This is a genomic window from uncultured Algibacter sp., assembly GCF_947487575.1.
Lineage (GTDB): Bacteria > Bacteroidota > Bacteroidia > Flavobacteriales > Flavobacteriaceae > Algibacter_B.
Window position 1 is genome coordinate 85,248 of the sequence record NZ_CANKXG010000001.1, and the last position, 24,245, is coordinate 109,492.

Genomic DNA, 24,245 nt, shown 5'->3' on the forward strand with positions numbered 1-24,245 from the left:
TATAATTGAATTACTTCTTATTAAATTTATTAATAGTGACATTTACCACATTCTAAACCACCCATTTGAGCTGCGGTTAAATTTTCTACACCATACTTTTTCGATAGCTCTTCATGTATTTTAGTATAGTAAGCATTGTCTTTTACATTAACATCAGTTTCTCTATGGCAGTTAATACACCAACCCATAGTTAATGGTGCGTGTTGATACATCACTTCCATTTCCTCAACTGGTCCGTGGCAAGTTTGACATTCTACGCCAGCCACAGTAACGTGTTGCGAGTGATTGAAATATGCAAAGTCAGGTAAGTTATGAATGCGTATCCATTTTACAGGTTTAGCATCTCCTGCATACTTCTGATCAGCATCATCCCATCCTGCAGCAGCATATAATTTCTTTATTTCTCCATCGTAAAAATCTTTAGAATACTCTGGAGATGTTTCTCCATTGTACTCATAAATTGATTTATGACAATTCATACAAACATTCAATGAAGGAATACCTGATGTTTTACTCACTCTTGCAGATGAGTGACAGTATTTACAATCTATACCATTGTCTCCAGCATGTATTTTATGCGAAAAATGAATTGGTTGTACTGGTTGATACCCTTGATCCACTCCTATTTGAGATAAATAACCATACACAAAATATGCACTTGATAATAAAAAGAATATTGCTACTACAATCATTAAAAACTGATTCTGAACAAAAGCTTTCCACAACGGCTTTCTTCCAGAAGACTCAGGCAAATCAATACCTTGAGCATTTGCAAAACGACGCAATGTCTTATTTACCAAATACAATCCAGCAGCTAAAAGAATAAACAAAATAGCTAAAGCTCCTAAGATAATTTCGTTTGAAATACCCCCAGAACTACCACTAGCCTCTGCCCCTCCAACTGGAGCAACAGCTTGAACAGGCGCCTTTTTTTCTTCAGCAGTATAGGCTAAAATGTTATTTATATCATCATCTGATAATTGAGGCATAGCAGTCATTGCTGCACCACCGTACTCATTATAAATTTTATTTGCGTACGCATCACCAGACTTGATAACGCCAGCACTATTACGAATCCAAGCTTGAATCCAAGCACGATCTAAACCTTGCTCTTCTTCTAAACGCGCTTCTACATTACGTAATGCAGGGCCAGTCATTTTTTTATCTAATTGATGACAAGCGGCACAATTGGCATTGAATAATGATTTTCCTTTTGCTGAATCTCCTTCTTGAGCAGAAAGAGTTGTGGTAAATGCTAGTAAAAAAACTAAGCCTAAACGAAAAAAGTTTGTGCTTAATTTACGGTGAATCACCTTTCTCATATTATTGGTCAAATTAACTTCTAAACTTTGGTATGACTTTTGTCATTTTATAAATGAAAAAGTATAGTTAAAAAAATCTCTCGCAAAAGTAATATTAAAAGTCCATTTTATAAATGTTAGAGAAGTGTTAATTGATAATTTAGAGAGATTCTAAATAATAAAAAGAGTATCAATTAAGTTTATAAGACATACCTTTGTTTAAATTAGTTTAAAATGAAACCATTACACATGAAGATTAGTTTTTTAATCCTTTTTTCTTTTTTATTAACTACTACATATTCTTATTCTCAACAGGGAAATGTAGAAATAAATCAAGATAAACATATTACTGTTTTATTGGATTTGAAAAAGAAGATGAATAAAAACGAAACCAGTTATGAACGTTACAAAATACAAGTATATTCTGGTAATCGTTCTGGTGCTTACAACGCTCAAAAGGAATTTAGTAGTTCATTTGGAGATTGGTATCCTTCTATGCAATACGAAACTCCTAATTTTAAAATTTGGGCAGGAAACTTTAGAACACGTTTGGAAGCAGATAGAGCTTTAAAGAGAATTAAAAGAAAGTTTCCAAATGCATTTATTTTTAAGCCAAAGAAAAAATAAATAGCAGTGCATCTAATCTTAACCCTTACTTTGGGTAGTTTTCAGGTTATAATATAACTTTTTAGATATAAATAAGATTAATGGAGCCACAATTATTCCGCCAAAAACATCAATTAAATAATGGGCTTTAATATAAACTGTTGAAAGAAAAAGAAGTATTGTAATAGGAAGGGCTATTTTAAAAAATATTGGAATTGTTTTTTTAGAAATAATTAAAATGATTAATGAAATCCCTACATGCGAACTTGGGAAAGCACCAGTTGGCTGCTCTCCATTTTCTTGAATAAAATGCATCACTTTATCAAAAAAATAGGCCGTTGGTACTTGACTGTCTGGATTTGAAAAATAAAATTGAGGCCCTTCAGACGGTACTAATCCAAAAAGAAAATAAAATAAATACAAGGAAGATGTTAATAAGAAAAAATCTCTATTAAAACTTGGTTTATTTTTAAAATAGACGCACAAAACAAAACCTATTATAATTAAATAAAAAGAAAAATAACCAAAATACATAAGTTCACTAAAAAACAAACTATTAAAATACTCTGAAAACCTTAAGCTAGGCTGAAAACCAAATAGAGCAGTTTCATAATCAATTAATAGTGGATCTAGATTATTAAAAAATAGCTTATTATAAAAAACAGTTTCTGAGTAAAAGTAACCACTAAATATTACGGGGTATATATCTCTTAAAAATGATAGTATTTTAAACTTATACTTTGCACTAAAAAAAATTAATCCAATAGATAAAATGATAATATAAAATCTAGTTAGTATTAATTGATTAAAGTTTAAAACTTCATTTCTGGAAAAGAATAATAATAAGGTTGTAATGATTACAAAACCAAAAAAAACAATATCAACTCTTTTAAAAAAACGCATAAAATTTCGAAATATTTTTGTTGTGTATTAACAAAAAAATTAATGAATAATTTCTTCTAAGGTATGCTTAGCTTTAAAACCAATCTCTTGTTTTATTTTACTTGCAGAACACCTCCAATTAATCGACGTAATCTCTTTAGCTTTTTCAATACTATTTAAAGCATTTTTTATTTTAAAATTTTTCTCTAAAAATTGATTTATATAAGCTACCGAATAAACTATACCCTTTGGAATTCTAAATTTTAATTTTAATTCCTTTTTTAATGCTAAAGCAACAATTTCGTAAACCGAAGCTAAAGTATATTCATTACCATCTGAGAGATTATAAATTTGATTTTCCTTGCTATGTTTATTAGCCAAAAATATTGCTGTAGAAATATCGTCGGCATGTACAAATGATAAAAGCTGTTTGGGGCTAGCTGTATAAATAGCCATTCGTTTCTTTACAATTGAAACTAAATCTTTATAATCATTAGTGCCTTGACCAAAAACTGCTGTAGGCCTTATAATTAAATAACTTAAACCCGAATTAATGACTTCTTTTTCTGCTAATAATTTACTTTTGCCATAGTTAGTAATAGGATTTTCAGGCATGTTTTCCACAATATCTTCTAAACTCACAGCACTTCCTGGTCCCAATGCAGCTAAACTACTTGTATAAATAAATCTTCCTGTTAATAACTGATTTGTTTTAAGTACTGCACATAAATTTTTAGTTATCTCTGTATTAAACCTATAATAATCTTCATTAAAAAAACAAGACGTAACACCTGCATTATGAATAACGGTATCAAAAACAGGAGCGTCTGAGAGTGCCTGATTTATAGTTTCTTCTGAATTAAAATCGACATAAATCTCAGTATAATTTAAATGATTTATTCTCTGGGTATTACTAGTTTTCCGTAATGCAATGAAAACCTCGAAATGTTGTTGTATTGCTTGTTCTACGATATACTTTCCTATGAAACCTGTTGCACCAGTAATTAGAATCTTTTTAGGACGAGTACTAGACATAAAGTCAAATGTTTTTTATGTAACAGCGCCTTCTTTTATGCAATTCGGCATCAAAATACTTCCACAATGATTGTACTTGAACATTGTCTTCTAATTCAATATTAGTTTCTATATGCTTAATTCCAAAATCTCTGGCTTCTCTATACAAAGTATCAATCATTACTACACTAACGCCTTTGTCTCTGTATCCCTCTTTAACAGCAACGAGATAAAGATCTAAAATATCATTTGATTTTAAAGATTTCAATAAATGATACCATCCGAATGGAAACAATTTTCCTTTAGCTTTTTGTAGAGCCTTAGTAAAAGAAGGTAGTGTAACACCAATACCAACAATAGCATCATCCTTATCAACTATAATACTAATGAGCTCTTTTTTTACAAAACCAAAGTAATTTTTACCGTAGTATTCTATTTGTTCTTTATTTAGAGTTGTATAACCATATAAATCTTTATAAGTATCATTGATTAATGAAAAAAGGTCTGGGATATATTGCTTAAGCTCTTTTTTAGTCTTAATTTCTAATGGCCGTAAACCATATTTACGCTGAACATATTTTGATATTTTTTGAATCTTTTCAGGAACTTCTGGGTTTATTTTAAATGTATATTCCACCCAATCAACACTTTTTTCAAATCCAAATTTTTCAATGTGCTTTGGATAATACTCATAATTGTAAAGCGTAGCCATTGTACTTAATCGATCAAATCCTTTAACAAGCATACCTTGTCTGTCTAAATCAGTAAACCCAAATGGACCATGAACTTGAGCCATGTTTTTTTCTTTCAACCAATTTGTTGCAGTTTGCATCAATGCCTGTGAAACATCAAAATCATCTATAAAATCAAAAAAACCAAACCTCCCAATTTTGGAGTCAGAATTTTTTAATTCATTAGAATTTATAATAGCGCCAATTCTACCTACAACCTTATCTCCTTTATAAGCTAACCAGTATGCAGATTCACAAATTTTATGTGCTGGGTTTTTACCAACAGTTAATGTGGAGCGCTCATCAAAATCTAAAGGGAAAGCTATATTACTGTTGTCAGTATATAAAGAAATATAAAATTTAATGAAAGTATTTAAATCACGTTTACTTTCTACCTTTTTTATTGATACAGACATCTACATTATTGATTGTTTAGAAAAATGTTCAATAGCTTTTGCAACTTCAGTTACAGCGAATAAAACTTGTTCTTTATTGTGAGCAGAAGTAAGTGAAAAACGTAAAAGAGAATCAGAGTCTTTAACAGCTGGAGACACAACAGGATTTACATAAACACCATTTTCAAAAAGCATTTTTGCTACTTTAAATGTTTTTTCACTATTTCTAATATAAACAGGAATTATAGGGGTTTCGGTTTCACCAATATCTAACCCAAATTCTCTCATTTTTTCTATTGCATAATGAGTATTTTCCCAAAGTTTTTCGTTAAAACTATTGTCAGTTCTCATAATTTTCAATGCTGCTAAAGCACTTGCAACTGATGCAGGAGGTAAGCTAGCACTAAACATAAATGATCGAGAAGCATGAGCCAAATACTCAATCATATCGGCATCTCCAGCAACAAATCCTCCTACTGATGCTAATGATTTACTAAATGTACCTCCAATAAGGTCAACTTCTTTAGAAACATTAAAATGTGATGCCGTACCAGAACCATTTTCCCCTATTACACCAATGGCGTGAGCACAATCTACCATAGTTATAGCATCGTGTTTTTTAGCAACTTCTACAATTTTATCTAATTTAGCAATATCACCATCCATTGAAAAGATACCATCTGTAACAATTAACTTTTTAGAACCTTCAACACTAGGTAAAGCCAATTTTTTCTGTAAATCTTCTATATTATTATGTTTGTATTTGATTCGCTTGGCATAACTTAATTGGCAGCCATCAATAATAGAAGCATGATTTAATTCATCTATAAAAATACTGTCATCTTTTCCAGTTAAAGCAGGAATTACACCTAAGTTTACTTGAAAACCAGTTGGAAAAACTATTGCAGCTTCTTGCTTTAAAAAATCTTTTAATGCATCTTCTAACTCTCTATGAAGGCTAAGTGTACCATTCATAAAACGGCTACCAGTGCAAGACGTACCATATTTAGTTATAGCATCTTGAGCAGCCTTTTTAATTTCTGGGTGATTATTTAGTCCTAAATAATTATTTGAACCAAACATTAAAACTTTCTTATCACCAAAAAATGCGACATCCGTTTGTGGAGACGATACTTCTTTAAAAAAAGGATATAAATCTCTAGATTTCAAAAAATGTGTCATTTTTGTAAGCCCGCTCTTTTCGATAAAACTATATTTACCCATCTATATTATTTTTGATACCATCTAACAATGATAATAATTATTTATCAAATAACTCACTAATCATAGCTAGACTAGTCATTTATTTAATGAGTTTACTCTTACTTTGTCCTTAAAAACTTACCTCAATTCTTAATTTAACACCTCCTTTTACAGAAATTTCATCAAAAATTGGGCTTGAATTTATTCTTCTTACATATTCAATTCGTAATACTTTCATAATATTACTAATTCCTATCCCCACTTCCATATAAGGTTCTTTAGGTAATTCTATTAAACCTACTGGTAATTTAAAGAATTCGTCATGTCCATCTCTTAATTTACCATAAAATGCTTTAAACGAAAGCGATTCCCTTATGTTTAAAGATGATAATAAAGGCAATTTATTAAATAAAAAGCCTCCGCCATTAAAACTTGTGTGCAAATTTGCAAAAACATCTGACGAAAAAGATGTAGGATTTAGTAAATTATAATTAAATCTTGCTAAACCTATGTTCTGATTTCCACTAGGGTTATTTAATATTGGATATGGAACTTTACCTATTATGTAACCCGTATCTAAAAACATTTTAACAAATCCAGACCCTACTAAAAACTTTTTCTTCATGGAAGCATTTAATCTAGCATAATATGCTGAAAATTTACTAGCACTCCCTGTAATTTTATTATGACCAATCTCAGCAGTGAAATGATAAACCGGTTTTATTGAACCATAATATATTCTTGAAAAGAATTGTTGATCAAAATTTCTAGCTTTAGAATACCTCAAATCAAATAAAACGCCTTGGGATCTAAAACCTTTTACATTGCTTGAGTTATGTATGAGTCTATTAAATTCGTTTTCTTCGAAAGTATCATAAAAAGGCCTAATTAAATAGCTAGCATTTTCATTGGCTTGATAGGTTAAAGAAACATCAATATGCTTTTGTTTTAGCATATTGAAATTTAATCTATTTTTATCACTAAAAACTGAAAGCACATTTCCACCACCTCTAGAATAAGGATTTTCTTGAACAAACTCAATATACCTACTTTGTGCAATGGTTCTAAAATCATCAAAATGATTTATTCCTATTACAGTCCGCTTTTCTGTTGGTAATAAATATTTTGCATTTATTCCATATTTAAAACCTTTATCTTTTAAACCATAACCAACATACCCACCTATTGTATATTTATCAGACATTTTTTGACTTGTTCGAAAAGGCAATGAAAAACGACTACCTTCAATTCCATTTTTAATATACAAATCGAAATATGGTCCAAAATCAAATTTATTTAAATTGTAATACCCTGTTAGAGTCATAGTTGCGAAACGATCAAGAAACTTAATTGAATTATTCTTTTTAAGACTTCTAATACCCTTAATTGCATTTGCCTCAAGTGAATCTAGAACTGTTTCATCTCCAAGTTTTGATAAGGCAGAATTGTAAGGAATCATGGCCTCCAAAGAATCAACCAATTTCTTAGAAGATTTAAAATCAAAATTATAATCGCTATACTTTTGATTTTTTTGTACTAAAAAGTGTTTTGATTTTTTCTTTTTAGAACCAGTAAAAGACATTGTTGTATTTGTTTTTTGAGATTTAATCACCCAATGAACACTATCTGGTTTTTGATAATTTATCTCAACTTCTAAAGATTTAATAAAGTTTACATTAGCTTCAACTGGAATTGCTGCTTCTATTTTTGTTAAAGCAAAAGATTCTGAATCTACCCAAAATTCGCCATCAAAAGCCACACTCTTTTCGTTCTTTGGGTAATACTGAAACTGATACTGTTTAACACCATCAACCATTGAACTGTCAGCTAAATATAGATGATAATAAGATTTATAATCACTAGTAATAGGGCTTTGAAAGCTTCTACCCAATAAATCTATATTTTCATCATAAAAATTGATGTTTTGTGTTATTTTTTGATTTATAGTGGTTTTAATTAAACCATTTAATTGCTCTAATGTCCCTTCTTGCTCTTCATAAATATTTTTTGTAATATCTATGTTTTCATCCTTATCTATACGATGCTTAAACCCTTCTTTACTTAGTAGAATAGGCATCATTACTGTAGAATCACTATCTTTAAGAAAGGAGTCTTTAAAATTTTTAAATCGCCTTTTATTTAACACCTCTTTTTGAAGATTTGCTAAATACACAGATAACAGAGCCGTTTCATTATACTGAACTTTCCTCACGTTAGCAGGATCATTTTTCTTTTTATTACGAATAATCTTTCGCATAAGTCTGTCGGTATAAGGGTCTGCCTTACCGCGTATTACTACTGCATTTAACTGACTTGATTCTGGCTTTAAATAAATTACAGCATTATTTTTTAAGTCCTTTACAGCTATTATTTTTGTTGCATATCCTAAATAGCTAAAAACAAGAGAATCTTTTTTTGTTACTCTTTTTTTTCTAATACTATAGTTTCCATCAATATCAGAAATCACCCCAATTGTTGTATTCTTAAAAAATACATTTACAAAAGCAATGCTAGAATTATCTTCAGTATCTTTAACAGTTCCAGTAAATTCTTGTCCAAATAATATATTGGAAGAAAAGGAAATTGTTAAAATAATGATTAATATATAACAATTTTTTTTATTAACTTTTTGGCTCATCTAGTTTTTCTAGCTTTATCCTTTTAAACAATATATCATCCCATAAAAAAGCCCAATAGCCTGTTGCCTTTATAGTATCTTTACTTTGTAATTTAACTACTCCTCTATATGTTCTGTCTGCAATTGGGTCGTAAATTTTTCCTTGATTCCATTTTAAATTTCCTGCATACTTAAAATGGTACATTACTTTTATACCTTTTTTTGGTTTATTCTTCTCCCAAGTTCCATTGTCTCTTTGAAAACCAACCAAATAACCTACAGGTAAATTTTTATTATCAAGTTGAACGTTTACAACCATATTATCACCCTCATCGCAAGATTTCCAATAACCAACAAGGTCTTCCTTTTGTTGACTAAAAGATAACATTCCTATTAAAGACATAAGAGATACTATTTTTATCTTATTGCAAAAAAGAGAAATTACTTCTTTTCTTTTTACCTTCATTATACAATTCAACTTAAAAAAATCTGAATATCTAATATTGTTTTCTTCTTTAACAAACTAATTCTATAATCAAAGAATTTATTTAATTTGTAAAAAAGTTGTTTCCCTATTTTTACAAATCTGCAAAAATAATAAAATCTTAACAAAAGTAAAAAGAAAAGAAACGTACCTTTTTACCTCTCACCATTAATTACTTTTACTTATTAATGTGCAAAAAAAAGCAACCAAATTGGGCTGCTTTAATTACTTTATAAACACAATTATTTAAGCTTCTTTTTAACTTCCACTTCATGGAAAGCTTCAATTATATCACCTTCTTTAATATCGTTATAGTTCTTAATTTGCATACCACAATCATATCCTTTTGATACTTCTTTGGCATCATCTTTAAATCGTTTTAACGAAGCTAATTCACCTGTGTAAACGACTACTCCATCACGAATTAATCTAATCCCTGAGTTTCTAAGTATCTTACCGTTAGTTACCATACAACCTGCAATAGTTCCAATTTTAGATACTTTAAACATTTCTCTAATTTCAGCGGTACCGGTAACTTCTTCTTTAAGTTCAGGAGATAACATGCCTTCCATAGCATCTTTAAGATCATTAATAGCGTCGTATATAATAGAATATGTTCTGATATCAATTTCTTCCTTATCAGCAATCATTCTTGCATTTCCAACAGGACGCACATTAAACCCAACAATAATAGCATCAGAAGCCGATGCTAATAACACATCACTTTCAGTAATGGCACCAACACCTTTGTGCAAGATATTAACTTGAATTTCTTCAGTAGATAATTTCTGGAATGAATCTGTTAATGCTTCCACAGAACCATCCACATCACCTTTAAGAATGATATTTAACTCTTGGAAATCACCAAGTGCAATACGACGACCTATTTCATCTAATGTAATATGGCGTTGTGTTCTAACCGATTGCTCACGTTGTAATTGCGCTCTTTTGGTTGCAATTTGTTTTGCTTCACGTTCATCTTGAAACACATTAAACTTATCACCCGCTTGTGGTGCACCATCTAAACCAAGTATTGAAACTGGAGTAGAAGGACCTGCAGCAGTAACATCGTTACCACGCTCATCATGCATCGCTTTTACTTTACCACTATGTTGACCAGCAAGTACATAATCTCCAACTTTTAAAGTTCCTGCTTGTACAAGAATAGTTGATACATAACCACGTCCTTTATCTAAGAATGCTTCTACAACTGTACCAATAGCTGGTTTATCTGGATTTGCTTTAAGCTCTAATAACTCTGCTTCAAGCAACACTTTTTCTAATAACTCTTTAACACCAGTACCCATTTTAGCAGAAATATCATGAGACTGAACTTTTCCTCCCCAATCTTCAACTAATAAATTCATATTAGCTAAACCTTCTTTAATTTTTTCTGGGTTTGCTGCTGGTAAATCTATTTTATTAATAGCGAATACAATAGGAACTCCTGCTGCCTGAGCATGTGAAATAGCTTCTTTGGTTTGCGGCATAATATCATCATCTGCTGCTGCTACAATAATTGCTATATCTGTTACTTGAGCACCACGAGCACGCATAGCTGTAAAGGCCTCATGACCTGGCGTATCAAGGAATGCTATTTTTTGCCCGTTTTCTAGCTGAACACCATAGGCACCAATGTGCTGTGTGATTCCACCAGACTCTCCAGCAATTACATTTTCCTCACGGATATAATCCAAGAGCGATGTTTTACCATGATCTACGTGCCCCATTACCGTAACAATTGGTGCTCGAGATTTTAAATCTTCTGGTTTATCTTGAATTTCTTCAATAGATTCTTCAATATCAGCAGTTACAAATTCTACTTGATATCCAAATTCTTCAGCAACTATAGATAATGTTTCAGCATCTAAACGCTGATTCATGGTTACCATCATACCAAGAGACATACAAGCTGAAATAATTTCAGTAACACCAACATCCATCATGGTAGCCATTTCGCTAGCCGTAACAAACTCTGTTACTTTAATAATTTTACTTTCTGCTTCCTCGATTTGTTGATCGATTTCTGTCTGCTCTCTATGTTTATCTCTTTTATCTCTTCTATTTTTTGCGCCTCTACCTTTATTAGATTTACCTTGAAGTTTCTCAAGTGTTTCTCGCACTTGTTTTTTTACATCTTCTTCACTAGGCTCTTCCTTTGGAGCATTTCTACGTCCTTGTCCTGGTTTCCCTCTAAATCTATCATTTCCACCTGCTCTATTTCCACCGCGGTTATCTTGAGGAGCTCCAGCTTTACTAATTCTGCGACGTTTTTTCTTATTACCATCACCAACTTTAGCAGCAGGTTTCTTTTCTTCTTTTTTCTTTTTTGGCTTATTGAATTTAGATAAATCTATTTTATCTCCAGCTATTTTAGGTCCTGTAAGTTTTTTATACTGTGTAGTTACTTTTTCATCAGGAACAACTTCTCCTTCATCATTTAAAATCTCTTTTTTAGACTTTTCTTGAGGTTCAGTTTTCTTTGATACAGCAGCTGGTTTTTCTTCAACTTTAGGTATTTCCGTTTTTACAACTTCCTCCTTAGCAATTTTTACAACTGTTTCTGCAACCTTTTTTGTTTCCGCTGGCTTTTCTTCAACTTTCTTTTTTGAGTCTAAATCTATTTTTCCAACAGTTTTAGGACCTGAAAGTTCTGCTGAGGCTTTTACAATTTCCTCTTGTCTAGCTTTTTCTCGGGCTTCTTGTGCTTTTTGCTTAGCTTCTAATTCTTTTTCACGTTTAATGCGCAAATCTTCCTTTTCTTTCAGCTTTGCTTCGCTTACTTCTTGAGACTTTACTTTCTTATTTGCATCCGTTTCAAATTCATCTGAAAGAAGATTATAAGTTTCTTCAGAAATTTTTGTAGTGGGACGCTTTTCTATATCTACGCCTTTAGAATCTAAAAATTCTACAGCACGATCTAGAGAGATGTTAAGCTCACGTAATACTTTATTTAATCTAATTGTTTCAGCCATAAATCGCCTTTAAAATACTCAAATATATGTATTATACCTTTTAAGGCATAATAAAATGCAAATCTGCACTTTTTTATTTACTACTCTTCAAATTCTTCTTTAAGAATTCTGATAACATCTTGGATTGTTTCCTCTTCCAAGTCTGTTCTTTTAACAAGATCATTAACATCTTGTTCTAGTATGCTTTTAGCAGTATCTAAACCTGCTTTACTAAACTCATCAATAATCCAGCTTTCAATTTCATCTGAGAATTCTCGTAACTCAACATCCTCTTCGGCGCCTTCTCTAAATACATCAATCTCATAACCAGTTAATTGACCTGCCAAACGAATATTATGACCTCCCCTACCAATGGCCTTACTTACTTCTTCTGGTTTTAAAATAACCTCAGCTCGCTTTGTTTCTTCGTTTAATTTTATTGAAGTTACTCGCGCAGGGCTTAATGCTCTAGTTATAAATAACTGCAAGTTATTGGTATAGTTAATAACATCAATATTTTCGTTCCCCAGCTCACGAACAATACCATGAATTCTAGAACCCTTCATACCTACGCAGGCTCCTACAGGATCTATTCTATCGTCATAAGAATCTACAGCTACTTTTGCTTTTTCACCAGGTATTCTTACCACATGCTTTATGGTAATTAAACCATCAAAAACTTCTGGGATTTCTTGTTCAAATAATTTTTCTAAAAATTTAGGAGAACTTCTAGACATGATAATAGTTGGCTTAGCACCTTTAAGCTCTACACTATCAATAACTCCTCTTACATTATCTCCTTTTCTGAAGAAATCTGAAGGTATTTGTCTGTCTTTTGGTAGTACAATTTCGTTTCCTTCATCATCCAATAAAATAACTGCTCTGTGACGAATATGGTGTACTTCTGCTGTATATATTTCCCCAACTAAGTCTTTAAATTGTTTAAAGATTATAGTATTATCGTGTTCATGAATTTTAGAAATAAGGTTTTGACGTAAGGCTAAAATAGCACGTCTTCCTAAATCGATAAGCTTCACTTCTTCAGACACATCTTCACCAACTTCAAAATCTGGCTCAATTTTACGAGCTGCAGTTAATGAGATTTCTTGGTTAGGCTCTTCAACCTCTCCATCAGCAACAACAACTCTATTTCTCCATATTTCTAAATCCCCTTTATCTGGATTAACAATGATGTCAAAATTATCATCATCCCCAAATTTCTTTTTTAAGGCACTTCTAAATACATCTTCTAAAATTGCCATTAACGTTACTCTGTCAATTAGCTTATCATCTTTGAATTCTGAAAAAGATTCAATTAACGCGACATTTTCCATAACTCTTTAAATTAAAATTTAATCATAACTTTTGCTTCTACAATATTTTCATAAGGAATATTAGCTTCCTTTTTTACTGTTACTTTACCTTTACCTATTGGTTTTGGTTCTCTAACTTTCCACTCTAATGTGATATTATCATCAGTTGCTTTAGTAAGCATTCCTTCTATTTCTTCAGAATTTGTTCTTACACTAAGCGTTCTTTTAAGGTTCTTTTTATACTGTCGCGTATGTGTTAATGGAGATGCTGCTCCTGCCGACATAACTTCTAAAGAAAAATCTTCTTCTTCTCTATCTAAGTTGTGTTCTATAGCTCTGCTAATAAACATACAATCTTCAACTAAAAGTCCATTATCCCCATCTACTATTACTTTAATATGGTTTTCTGTGTTAATAGAAAAGTCTATCAAAAATAAATCTGGACGTTCAATTAACGCTGTATCAAGTAATTCTGTGACTTTAGTTTTAAACATTTTAAGTATAAAAAGAGGGGACTTTCCGTCCCCTCATATCTTTAATTTCGCCTTTCAACGGTGCAAATATATACTTTTTTATTGATTTTTAAAGGAAAAATTCATAAATTTAGGTACACCACAACTTAACTTACTATAAAAAAAATACTAGTTCCCACCGATTTTTCTGAATCTATACATGCTGATTTAATTGGTATGAGCACCCATGGCAGACAAGGGATATCTCATTTTTTTAATGGTAGTATTAGTGAGGATTTAGTGAATCATGCGAAGCGACCTGTGGTTACTTTTAAGATTTAATTTTTTTCTCGCGAAGACGCAGAGGCGCAAAGTTTTAATCTTTGGATTGATTTAGGACTTTACTTTTTCTAATTATTAACTTATTCAATGCAACACTGTCTTATCGACTTTGTACTAAAATTAGGGATTGCAGTGGATAGCTCACAACCCGATCCCGATAGCTATTGGGAGAAGTGAGAGGACTTGGAACGAAACATTTATGTTCATGAATTCAAAAATTTAAAATAGAAATACATAAATAAAAGCCCGACCCTTTTCGGGTAACACCCAGATAAAAATTATTGATAAAAATAAAAAAAAGCCTAACTTTAAATTTTTAATCTAAACTTTTTTAATTAAAATATTACTATGGCGTTTTATCATGATTTAAAAAAATACAAAAAAAATCCTAATCCAGATTATCCGAAAAAAGCATCGTGGATTTCGTCTCGATTATTAACCCTTCGGCATGATTTATATAATAACATTAAAAGAGACAGACAGCCCAACTCGCTGATTATTGGGTCGTGGAATATTCGTGCTTTTGATAATGGTGTTTTAAGAATGGACGAAAGTTACCATTATATTGCTGAGATTATAGATCATTTTGATATTTGCGCCATCCAAGAAGTTAAGGGTGATTTAGACCCGTTACGAAGGTTGGTTAAATTACTTGGCCCTAGTTGGGACTTTTTTGTTTCGGATGTTTCTATACACAAAGGCGGTAATAACGAGCGTATGGCTTTTGTATTTAACAAAAACAAAGTGCGTTTTCGTAATTTAATTGGTGAGATTGTGCTACCAAAAGAGACTTTAATTGCTGGAGAACAAGTGGCGCGTTCGCCATTTTTTGCTTCTTTTCAGGCGGGGTGGTTTAAATTCTCGCTTTGTTCTGCCCATATTATTTATGGTAACGATTTAAAAATTCGAGCTGCTGAAATTAAATCTGTAGCAAGCATTTTAGTAAAACGTGCTAAGACTGAAGATCAGGTTCATATTTTTCTTGGAGATATGAATATTGAGAAAAAGGACGACGAGGTTATGCAAGCGCTTAAAGACTCCAAATTAACAACCCCTGATTTTGGACCTACAAATATGGGTGGTAATAGGTGGTTTGACCAAATGGCTTTTACCGCAAAAGGGAAAGCTGGGAATAAAACGCGACTCTTGCGCCACGGGACTTTTGATTGGAGACACTCGGTTTTTGGACCACATCCTAAAGAAGAAACTCCCGAATTGACTGCTGAAGACATAGCAAATGGTAAATCTCGATTAACCAAGGAAGAACTCCTTAAGCATTATGAAAATATTGTAATTAAAATTAGAGAAGAACACGGAAAAGCACCTTATGCTGATTGGTCGAAATCTTATAAGAATTGGACAACCTATGAAATGTCAGATCACCTACCAATTTGGATGGAACTTGAAATCGATTATTCGGATGATTATCTACGTCGCTTTCTTTAAGGCTAGAATTAAAATAAAAAATCCTAACTTCTTTCGAAATTAGGATTTTTGTTGGCCTACTAGGGCTCGAACCTAGACTCTTTGGTACCAAAAACCAACGTGTTGCCAGTTACACCATAGGCCATTCGTGTAATGAGGGTGCAAATTTAATATAAAAAATTCTTTGCACAAGTTTTTTTTTAAAAAATAATCTTGAATACTTTTTGTTTTTAAAAAGGTTTTAATGTTAACAGTATATGTTAAGACAAACTAAATAGTTAGGTCTCATTTCAGATTTATTGTTAAATTCGCCAAAGCAAATAAACACAGATACAAATGGCATATGTAAACTATAAAAAATGGAATACCCTTTTAGGCTGGTTTTCTTTTTTAATAGCGCTTATAACATACGGTTTAACCGTAGAACCTACCACTAGTTATTGGGATGCAGGAGAAATTATTTTAACTTCTGCAAAATTACAAATTGGGCATCCACCAGGAGCACCATTGTTTCAAATGATGGGAGCGTTTTTTACTATGTTCGCCCTAGAGCCTGATCAAGTAGGTTTTATGATGAATATGATGAGTGCCGTTGCTAGTGCATTCACTATTCTATTCATGTTTTGGACCATTACTTTATTGCTAAAAAAATTAGTTGGCGGTAAAAAGGATATGTCTCAAGGGAAATCCATGGCTATTTTAGGGAGCGGATTAGTGGGCAGTTTAGCATTCACGTTTACAGATTCATTTTGGTTTAGTGCTGTTGAAACTGAAGTTTATGCCATGGCTACTTTAATTATGTCTGTTTTATTTTGGTTAGGATTGCGTTGGGAGCAAGATATGGACAAACCTCGTGGAAATCGATGGTTGATTTTGATTGCTTTTGTTATTGGACTTTCTTTTGGGGTTCATTTTATGGGGCTTTTAACCATCCCAGCAATTGGGCTTATCTATTATTTCAAACATTACAAAGACATTACCATTCAAAACTTCATTATTGCCAATGTGGTTTCGATAGGAATTTTACTTTTTATTTTTAAGTTTTTAGCACCAAACATTCTTAAATTTTTTAGCACCTTAGAAATCTTTTTTGTTAATACATTTGGACTTCCTTTTAATTCAGGATCTATTATTGCTGGTTTACTATTGATTGCTATTATTTACTTTAGTTTAAAATACACTAAGAAAAAACAATACACACATGTAAACACAGGTATTCTTTGTTTAACCTTTGTTATCATTGGTTTTTCTACTTGGTTAATGTTACCTATTCGTGCAAATGCTAATGTGGTTGTTAACGAAAATAATCCTTCAACTGCCAGAGAATTATTAGCTTATTACAATCTAGAACAATATCCTGAAACACATTTATTACATGGTCCTCAGTTTACAGATCAATATGCATATTTAGATGAAAACGAGCCGTATGTTGATGATAAACCTAAATATGAAAAGGAAAATGGCGAATATGTAGTTATAAATGATTGGAAAAACGCGAAACAGAATTACAATTCGAAACATGCTTCTTTTCTCCCTCGAATGTGGAGTACTGAACATGCTGAAAACTATATGATGTTTTCTGGATTTTTAGATTTTAAGCTAAAACCAGATTATCAAATGGAAAATGAATTGCGCGCAGCTGTTTCAAATTTTAAAAATGATGTCGCTCAAGGTAATATTGATTATGAAGATTATAATAATTTTCTAAAACAGTTTCAGAGGTATATTGATATTGAAAAACCATCACTAGCCAGTAATATTGTTTACCTTTTTGAATACCAATTGGGTTATATGTATTGGCGCTATTTTATGTGGAATTTTTCTGGAAGACAAGATGATATTCAAGGGCGCTATGATAATCATGGAAATTGGATTTCTGGAATAAAACCTATAGATGAATGGCATTTAGGTATGTCTCAAGACAATTTACCCAGTGATGTAAAAAACAATAAAGCAAGAAATACATATTATTTACTTCCTTTAATTTTAGGGCTTATCGGGTTTTTCTTTTTGTTTAACAAAGATAAAAAACTGTTTTGGGTAATGCTGGTATTTTTCTTATTTACAGGAATAGCTATTCAAGTATATACTAATGTACGTCCGTTTGAACCTCGTGAACGTGACTATTCTGTGGTTGGATCATTTTATGTATTTGCCCTTTGGATTGGTTTTGGAGTTTATGCAATTTATGATGTTCTTAAAAAGTATGTTCCTAAAAAATTAGCTGCTCCAATTGTAACTATTGCATGTTTACTTCTAGTTCCTGGAATTTTAGTTGCGAACAATTGGGACGACCATGATAGATCTGATAAATACACTGCAAAAGCTATGGCAAAAATGTATTTAGATTCTTGTGCCGAAAATGGTATTCTATTTACCATTGGTGATAATGACACCTTTGCCCTTTGGTATGCGCAAGAAATTGAGGGCTATAGAACCGATGTACGTGTTGTTAATACCAGTTTATTTCAAACCGACTGGTATATAGACCAAATGAAACGTAAGGCTTATGAGAGCGATCCAATTCCTTCTCAATTAACTCATGATTTATATAGATTTGGGACAAATGATTATATCGTCATTCAACCTGTAATCAAAGATACTCTAGAGATTAAAAAATTTTTAGATTTTGTTGCTAGTGATAACCCTAGGACTAAATACAAATATGTTTTACAAAAGCAAAACGTAGATTTATCAAGAGTACGCCCTAAAGAGTTAAAGGCTACTTATATGCCAACAGAACATTTAAGACTTCCTGTAAATAAAGAAAATGCCATAAATTCTGGTATTGTAAAGCCTGAAGATGCAGATAAAATTGTGCCACATATAGACCTCACAGTTTCTGGAGGTGTACTTTATAAAAACAGATTATTAATGCTGGATATTGTTGCGAATAACGATTGGAAACGCCCTATATATTTTACTGGTGGTAGTTTTGGTGATGATGATTATATTTGGATGAAAGACTACTTACAGTTAGATGGTATGTGCTACAAATTAGTGCCTATTAGAACACCTGTGGATCGGGCTAATCCTTTTGATATGGGTCGCGTTGATAGTGACTTGATGTATGAAAAAGTTAAAAACTGGGATTGGGGTAATAGTGGAAGTTCTGATATTTATCATGATGTGGAAACCCGTAAAAACTCAATTACTTACAGAGGCAATTTAGCGCGTTTAGCAGAACAGCTAATTAATGAAGAAAAACTTGATAAAGCTGAAGAAATAGCAGATATAGCCATGGAAAACATGCCTGTTGAATATTATGGTTATTACACGCTTTTAGAACCTTATATTGGTGCTTATTATGAAGTTGGCAACAAGGAAAAAGCACAACGCTTGTTTAAAGATGTTTCTAAAAAATATCAAGAAAACTTATCGTACTACAGTGGTTTAAAAATTGATAACCAAGAACGTTTGTTTGAAGATATTTATACAGATATTCAGCGTTACAAAGGTTTAGTTGATGTTTTAATAAAATACGATGTTGAATTTGCTGAATCGGAGGGTGATATTTTTAATAATTACCTAAGATCTTTTAAACATTTTTATGGTGAAGATGACACCGAAGATGAAGTTAAGACAGATAAAGATATTCCTGTTGATAGCGAATTGCCAATAGAAATCGATAGCGCGAATTAACAAATTTCAACGTGTGTTAACTCCAATAAAAACACCTTTAGTTGCCAAAAAACTGTTCCAAAACTATATTTGGGATATTTCGACTACTGATAAAGTTATTTATTTAACGTTTGATGATGGCCCTACACCTAAAATAACAAATTGGACCATGGACGTTTTAAAGCAATACAATGCAAAAGCTACCTTTTTTTGTATTGGAGATAACATTGAGAAACATCCAGATATTTTTTATACTATTTTAAAGAATGGCCATGCCATTGGCAACCACACGCAGCACCATATAAAAGGCTGGAAAACTAAAACTAAAGATTATTTAGAAAATATTGCCGAAGCACAAGAGGTTATACTTTCGCAGAATACACATAGTCAAATTTCAAAAACCACTAATCTTTTTAGGCCGCCTTACGGACAAATAACTCCAAAACAAGGTAAGAGACTTATGGGTTTGGGGTACAAAATAATTATGTGGGATGTGTTATCTTTTGATTGGGATAACAATGTTAGTCAAGAAAACTGTTTAGAGAATGTACTCACCAAAACTACAAAAGGGAGTATTATTGTTTTTCATGATAGTGTTAAGGCTTCTAAAAACATGCAATATACTTTACCTAAAGTTTTAGAGCATTTTGCTGGTAAAGGATTTTCTTTTGAAGCTTTGAATTTTAATTGAAGTTCTGGTTTGCGTTAGGGATTGAAACGGCATCCTTTTTAAAAACTAAGCAGACTAAAAATAGGAGTGTTACTAAAATTTAACAGATTGCCACGTCGCTTACTCCTCGCAATAACGTTTTTAAAAAGATATAGTGGAAAGCCCGACCCTTGTGGTAACACCCAAAAAATACTTAAAAACGTTTAAGAGTTTTAAATATAATCTTGAATAATGCCTATAAGGGTATTGGCGTCTTGCTCGCCACTTTGGCGCCATTTCATCTCGCCATCTTTATAAATAATAAGTGTTGGTAAAGTCTTTACTCGCAGTGCTTCGGCTAGTTCTTGATTTTTTTCGACATCAATTTTTATAACTTTTGCCTTATCACCAAGAGCAGCTGCAACATCTCTTAAAGTAAGATGCATAGGCTCTGTTTGATCACTCCATTCTGTGTAAAAATCTAACAAAACTGGAATTTCTACATCTATTAGTTCCCCAAATTTTGACATATTTTTTTATTTATTAGTGGGACGTACAATTACAAATATAGCATTTCTTAGCAATTATGCGCTATTTGAGCCTTTTTTAAGTTCTATAACGGTAATTTCTGGCCATATTCCAACACGCCCAGGAAATGCTAAATAGCCAAATCCTCGGTTTACATTAATATATTGTCCCATTTCTTCATATATACCTGCCCAATATTTATAGCGCCATTTTACTGGGCTCCATTTAAACCAGCCCGGTATTTCTATGCCAAATTGCATGCCATGAGTATGTCCGCTTAATGTTAAATGATAATGATAATCGTCTTGAATTACTTTTTTCTCCCAATGCGATGGGTCGTGACTCATTAATATTTTAAAATCGTCTTTTTTAATGTTTGAAGCAGCTTGTTTTAAATCGCCAGCTGTTTTAAAACCACCAGCTCCCCAATTTTCGACTCCAACTAATGCAATGCGTTCGCCATTTTTTTCAAGAAGCCTACTTTCGTTTAAAAGGACGTCAAAGCCAATTTCATTTTGTAGTGTTTTTAAATCTTCTAAATTTTTACTTTTTGCAGCCTCAGAATCCCACTTAACATAATCGCCATAATCATGATTTCCTAATACTGAAAACAAACCATCTTTAGCTTTGAGTTTATTAAAAATGGTTTTATACGGTGCTAATTCCTCAGCTTTATTATTTACTATATCACCCGTAAATAAAATTACATCGCTTTCTTGTTCATTTATTAAATCGACTGCATATTTCACCTTTTCCTTATTATCAAAACTCCCCGAATGAATATCACTAATTTGAGTAAGTTTATATCCATCAAAAGCTACAGGTAAGTCTTCAAAACTTAATGTATATTTTAAAACCTTGAAATTGTATTTCCCTTTAAACATTCCATAAAGTATAGCTCCAAAAGGAATGGCTGCAATACCTAGGGCTATTTTTGAAATAAAAGAACGGCGAGATGGTAAATATTTTATATTCGCATTTGAACCTTCAGTAAAATAACGAAATATGGCTTGTGGCACTCTAAAAATATCTTCTGAAAATAACACCGCCAATACAATCATTTTTGGAACTAAAAAAACTATTAAAAACCCAAATGCGAAAGCTTGGGAGTTACCAAAATCACTTCTTGCTAACCCATAGAATTGATAAATAAAATTCCCTAAAACCAACACAGTTACCAACCAATATGCGGTAGATAACCAAATATTTTTTGAAATGGTTCTAAACGCTTGAAATGCATAAACTTCAATAACTATAAAGATGAGTATTATAATAATCCAACGCACAGTTTTCTTTTTTTTGTACAAAGATAAGGATATAAGCTACGTTAAAATCTTATAATAGTGTTAATGGTTTGCTATAAATTTACTTTCTGTAGATATATCAATTAACAAATATTTCATCTATAAATGTCCATGCTTTGTGTCCTGCACCTTGTTTCCCTTTAGGAATTAAACCAAAGCTTTCAACATTAATCTTAATTGTTTTTGCTTTTAAGGCTTTAAAGGCTATTGCTGCTTTAAACGTGTTTTTTGAAGTTGAATTGTTATTTTGAAAATAAATTGGAGCTGCTTCTGTTAAAGCATTTCCATTGGTATCAAAAAGTTGAAATTGTATACGTTTTGGCTTATATATCCACTGGCCTTTACCTTCGTAAAATCGTGTACTAATAGTATTTATTTCGGTTTCCTTATTTAATTTGATAATAATTTCTAAATCTTCACCTTCAAATCCAAGCCATTCCTTATCGCCATATCTTGAGTTACTGCCACTAATTCCATTAATTAATCCTTCAGCACCACTTCCCGCATAAGCTTTATGCGGTGTTTTGTCTAGTGTTATTTTAGCACCTAGAGCTTTATGAAAATTAATATACTGCTCGAATGGTTTACCTAATTGTGTTTTAGCATCAAAAACTACTGCCTTTATGGTTTTACTTTTTTCAATTGGAATTTTAGTAGTGTAAACTTCAGAGTTTATATTTGGTATACTTTCATCTAAAGTAAATCTTATAATCTTATCTTTCATTAAGGTTTCTAGGTTATAATAGGCGTTGCCATTTTCAACAATCATATTACCTTCAATGTCATATAAATGATTTGCATAATTAATATTTAAGGCAGTTAAACGCTTATTAAATTGCTCTAAGCGTTTAGTAAAATCGTTATAATCTTTTTGTGTTGGCTCGCTCCAAACCACCTCGCTCATAGCTACCATTCTAGGAAACACCATGTATTCTACTTTTGCTTCTGTAGGTATATACTCTGTCCATAGATTACCTTGCGCTCCCATAACATATTTGGCTTCTTCACTAGTTAATTCTTCGGGGATTGGATTGTAGTGATACACTTTTTCTAAAGGTAAGTAGCCGCCAATAGCTAATGGTTCATCTTCGTTATCAGATTGATAATAATCAAAATAACAATTGGATGTTGGTGTTAAAACCACGTTGTGTCCAGATTTAGCCGCTTCTACAGCGCCACTTCTTCCTCTCCACGACATTACTGTGGCATTAGGAGCTAAACCGCCTTCTAAAATCTCGTCCCAGCCAATAATTTGTCGCCCCTTAGTATTTAAATACTTTTCCATTCTGGAAATAAAATAGTTTTGTAATTCATGTACGTTTTTCAGCCCTTCATCAGCAATTCGTTTCTGACAATGTTCACAATTTTCCCATCTTACTTTTGGAGTTTCGTCTCCACCAATATGAATGTATTCGCTTGGAAATAACACTAATACTTCATCTAGAATAACTTCTAGAAAATTAAAAGTTTCCTCTTTTGTACAATATATTTCATCAAATATACCCCACTTTGTTGGCACTTTTACATTGCTTCCGTTGCAACCTAATTCTGGATACGATGCAATTACGGCTTGACTGTGCCCTGGCATTTCTATCTCTGGAATTATGGTTACAAACCGTTGTTGCGCATATGATACAATAGCTTTTATATCGTTTTTAGTATAGTAGCCACCGTATTTTTTCCCATCAAATTGATGTGGCTGATCATTGTAATGCCCAATTAAAGTTTCATCTCTAAAGGATGAAATTGTATTAAGCTTTGGGTATGCTTCAATTTCAATACGCCATCCTTGATCGTCTGTTAAATGCCAATGAAAGGTATTCATTTTAAGCATTGCTATAGCATCTATGTACTTCTTTATAAAATCGACAGAATACATGTGCCTAGAAACATCAAGATGCATTCCTCGGTATTTAAAATTTGGACTATCTGTAATAGTTACACATGGTATTTTGATAGTTTTACTACTTGATGTTTTATTTTCAAACGATACAGGTAGTAATTGACGTAATGATTGAACTGCATAAAAAGCACCTTGATCTGTAGATGCTTTTATTTGAATTTGCTCTTTAGAAATATGAAGCCTATAACCTTCTGAAGGTAATGATGTGTCTTCTAAAAACGCAATTGTAGTTCCAGATTTTAAATCAATACCACCGCCTACTTTTAAAAATTGTTTTAAAAAATTGGCACTTATTGTAAATTGAGTATCAAAGGACATACCCGTATTTTCATCTAAAGTAAAAACGGCATTATTTGTTTTAATAGACGATGGTTTGGGAATTATATTCGGAATTTCAGTAGGTATTTCTTTGCTTTTACAGCTAAAAAATAAAAGTATTATACCAAAAAAAACTTTTAGAGTCCTGGAAACCATATGATAATCTTTTGTCTAAAAATACTAATCTTTTAGTCATGAATCAC

Annotated in this window: 17 protein-coding genes, 1 tRNA gene and 1 pseudogene; 5 read left to right on the plus strand and 14 right to left on the minus strand. The window is 31.9% G+C overall.

Annotated elements, in window-relative coordinates; translation table 11 throughout:
- Positions 1-29 precede the first annotated feature (29 nt).
- On the minus strand, positions 30-1,322 hold the full coding sequence (locus Q0870_RS00340) for a c-type cytochrome (RefSeq protein WP_298550060.1): 1,293 nt from the start codon (positions 1,320-1,322) through the stop codon (positions 30-32).
- A 213-nt stretch (positions 1,323-1,535) separates the two neighbouring features.
- Between Q0870_RS00340 and Q0870_RS00345 the strand changes: the two genes are divergently transcribed.
- The gene (locus Q0870_RS00345; protein WP_298550061.1) at positions 1,536-1,928 is read left to right on the plus strand and encodes an SPOR domain-containing protein; all 393 of its coding nucleotides are present in this window, start codon (positions 1,536-1,538) and stop codon (positions 1,926-1,928) included.
- Positions 1,929-1,946: 18 nt separating this feature from the next.
- Here the strand turns inward: Q0870_RS00345 and Q0870_RS00350 are convergent, their stop codons facing one another.
- The 9 genes from Q0870_RS00350 to rimP form a co-directional block, all read right to left on the minus strand.
- Positions 1,947-2,810 carry a phosphatase PAP2 family protein gene (locus Q0870_RS00350; RefSeq protein WP_298550062.1) on the minus strand — a complete coding sequence of 288 codons (864 nt, stop codon included), beginning with the start codon at positions 2,808-2,810 and terminating at the stop codon, positions 1,947-1,949.
- Positions 2,811-2,849: 39 nt separating this feature from the next.
- The gene (locus tag Q0870_RS00355; RefSeq protein ID WP_298550063.1) at positions 2,850-3,824 is read right to left on the minus strand and encodes an NAD(P)-dependent oxidoreductase; all 975 of its coding nucleotides are present in this window, start codon (positions 3,822-3,824) and stop codon (positions 2,850-2,852) included.
- A 4-nt stretch (positions 3,825-3,828) separates the two neighbouring features.
- Positions 3,829-4,950 (minus strand): GTP cyclohydrolase, encoded by a 1,122-nt coding sequence (locus tag Q0870_RS00360; RefSeq protein WP_298550064.1) that lies wholly within the window; start codon positions 4,948-4,950, stop codon positions 3,829-3,831.
- Complete coding sequence (locus Q0870_RS00365) at positions 4,951-6,153, minus strand: pyridoxal phosphate-dependent aminotransferase family protein (protein WP_298550065.1); 1,203 nt, start codon at positions 6,151-6,153, stop codon at positions 4,951-4,953. It lies immediately after the preceding gene.
- A gap of 109 nt (positions 6,154-6,262) precedes the next feature.
- Positions 6,263-8,770, minus strand: a complete 2,508-nt coding sequence (locus tag Q0870_RS00370) for a DUF5686 and carboxypeptidase-like regulatory domain-containing protein (protein WP_298550066.1) — start codon at positions 8,768-8,770, stop codon at positions 6,263-6,265.
- A complete protein-coding gene (locus tag Q0870_RS00375) occupies positions 8,754-9,152 on the minus strand; it encodes a DUF2147 domain-containing protein (protein ID WP_298550068.1) in 399 nt (132 codons plus the stop codon). Before Q0870_RS00375 ends, Q0870_RS00370 begins: the two co-directional genes overlap by 17 nt.
- A gap of 323 nt (positions 9,153-9,475) precedes the next feature.
- Positions 9,476-12,208, minus strand: a complete 2,733-nt coding sequence (gene infB, locus Q0870_RS00380) for a translation initiation factor IF-2 (protein WP_298550070.1) — start codon at positions 12,206-12,208, stop codon at positions 9,476-9,478.
- 80 nt (positions 12,209-12,288) lie between these two features.
- Complete coding sequence (nusA, locus tag Q0870_RS00385; protein ID WP_298550072.1) at positions 12,289-13,521, minus strand: transcription termination factor NusA; 1,233 nt, start codon at positions 13,519-13,521, stop codon at positions 12,289-12,291.
- Positions 13,522-13,532: 11 nt separating this feature from the next.
- Entirely contained in the window at positions 13,533-13,994 is a 462-nt protein-coding gene (gene rimP / locus Q0870_RS00390; RefSeq protein ID WP_298550074.1) for a ribosome assembly cofactor RimP, read from the minus strand.
- A 159-nt stretch (positions 13,995-14,153) separates the two neighbouring features.
- Here rimP and Q0870_RS00395 point away from each other — a divergent pair.
- Positions 14,154-14,294: pseudogene (locus Q0870_RS00395) on the plus strand (universal stress protein); the annotation flags it as partial.
- Between the two features lie 348 nt (positions 14,295-14,642).
- Complete coding sequence (locus tag Q0870_RS00400; RefSeq protein ID WP_298550076.1) at positions 14,643-15,740, plus strand: endonuclease/exonuclease/phosphatase family protein; 1,098 nt, start codon at positions 14,643-14,645, stop codon at positions 15,738-15,740.
- A gap of 51 nt (positions 15,741-15,791) precedes the next feature.
- On the opposite strand, the gene Q0870_RS00405 is transcribed toward Q0870_RS00400, so the two are convergent.
- Positions 15,792-15,864: transfer RNA gene (locus Q0870_RS00405), tRNA-Gln, on the minus strand.
- A gap of 191 nt (positions 15,865-16,055) precedes the next feature.
- On the opposite strand from Q0870_RS00405, the gene Q0870_RS00410 reads away from it, so the two are divergent.
- Complete coding sequence (locus Q0870_RS00410; RefSeq protein WP_298550078.1) at positions 16,056-19,361, plus strand: DUF2723 domain-containing protein; 3,306 nt, start codon at positions 16,056-16,058, stop codon at positions 19,359-19,361.
- A gap of 13 nt (positions 19,362-19,374) precedes the next feature.
- On the plus strand, positions 19,375-20,031 hold the full coding sequence (locus tag Q0870_RS00415; protein WP_298550080.1) for a polysaccharide deacetylase family protein: 657 nt from the start codon (positions 19,375-19,377) through the stop codon (positions 20,029-20,031).
- Between the two features lie 191 nt (positions 20,032-20,222).
- Here the strand turns inward: Q0870_RS00415 and Q0870_RS00420 are convergent, their stop codons facing one another.
- The 3 genes from Q0870_RS00420 to Q0870_RS00430 all read right to left on the minus strand — a co-directional run bounded on the left by Q0870_RS00420 (position 20,223) and on the right by Q0870_RS00430 (position 24,198).
- A complete protein-coding gene (locus Q0870_RS00420) occupies positions 20,223-20,519 on the minus strand; it encodes a thioredoxin family protein (RefSeq protein WP_298550082.1) in 297 nt (98 codons plus the stop codon).
- Between the two features lie 54 nt (positions 20,520-20,573).
- Positions 20,574-21,803, minus strand: coding sequence for a metallophosphoesterase (locus tag Q0870_RS00425; protein WP_298550084.1), 1,230 nt, complete (start codon positions 21,801-21,803; stop codon positions 20,574-20,576).
- Between the two features lie 97 nt (positions 21,804-21,900).
- The gene (locus Q0870_RS00430) at positions 21,901-24,198 is read right to left on the minus strand and encodes a family 20 glycosylhydrolase (protein WP_298550086.1); all 2,298 of its coding nucleotides are present in this window, start codon (positions 24,196-24,198) and stop codon (positions 21,901-21,903) included.
- Positions 24,199-24,245: the final 47 nt, after the last annotated feature.

Excerpts from the sequence above, each read along its gene's own strand:
- infB (WP_298550070.1), bottom strand. The coding sequence starts at position 12,208 with ATGGCTGAAACAATTAGATTAAATAAAGTATTACGTGAGCTTAACATC.
- Q0870_RS00340 (WP_298550060.1), bottom strand. The coding sequence starts at position 1,322 with ATGAGAAAGGTGATTCACCGTAAATTAAGCACAAACTTTTTTCGTTTA.
- Q0870_RS00410 (WP_298550078.1), top strand. The coding sequence starts at position 16,056 with ATGGCATATGTAAACTATAAAAAATGGAATACCCTTTTAGGCTGGTTT.
- Q0870_RS00365 (WP_298550065.1), bottom strand. The coding sequence starts at position 6,153 with ATGGGTAAATATAGTTTTATCGAAAAGAGCGGGCTTACAAAAATGACA.
- rimP (WP_298550074.1), bottom strand. The coding sequence starts at position 13,994 with ATGTTTAAAACTAAAGTCACAGAATTACTTGATACAGCGTTAATTGAA.
- Q0870_RS00345 (WP_298550061.1), top strand. The coding sequence starts at position 1,536 with ATGAAACCATTACACATGAAGATTAGTTTTTTAATCCTTTTTTCTTTT.
- Q0870_RS00420 (WP_298550082.1), bottom strand. The coding sequence starts at position 20,519 with ATGTCAAAATTTGGGGAACTAATAGATGTAGAAATTCCAGTTTTGTTA.
- Q0870_RS00370 (WP_298550066.1), bottom strand. The coding sequence starts at position 8,770 with ATGAGCCAAAAAGTTAATAAAAAAAATTGTTATATATTAATCATTATT.
- Q0870_RS00360 (WP_298550064.1), bottom strand. The coding sequence starts at position 4,950 with ATGTCTGTATCAATAAAAAAGGTAGAAAGTAAACGTGATTTAAATACT.
- Q0870_RS00400 (WP_298550076.1), top strand. The coding sequence starts at position 14,643 with ATGGCGTTTTATCATGATTTAAAAAAATACAAAAAAAATCCTAATCCA.
- Q0870_RS00375 (WP_298550068.1), bottom strand. The coding sequence starts at position 9,152 with ATGTCTTTAATAGGAATGTTATCTTTTAGTCAACAAAAGGAAGACCTT.
- Q0870_RS00350 (WP_298550062.1), bottom strand. The coding sequence starts at position 2,810 with ATGCGTTTTTTTAAAAGAGTTGATATTGTTTTTTTTGGTTTTGTAATC.
- Q0870_RS00355 (WP_298550063.1), bottom strand. The coding sequence starts at position 3,824 with ATGTCTAGTACTCGTCCTAAAAAGATTCTAATTACTGGTGCAACAGGT.
- nusA (WP_298550072.1), bottom strand. The coding sequence starts at position 13,521 with ATGGAAAATGTCGCGTTAATTGAATCTTTTTCAGAATTCAAAGATGAT.
- Q0870_RS00430 (WP_298550086.1), bottom strand. The coding sequence starts at position 24,198 with ATGGTTTCCAGGACTCTAAAAGTTTTTTTTGGTATAATACTTTTATTT.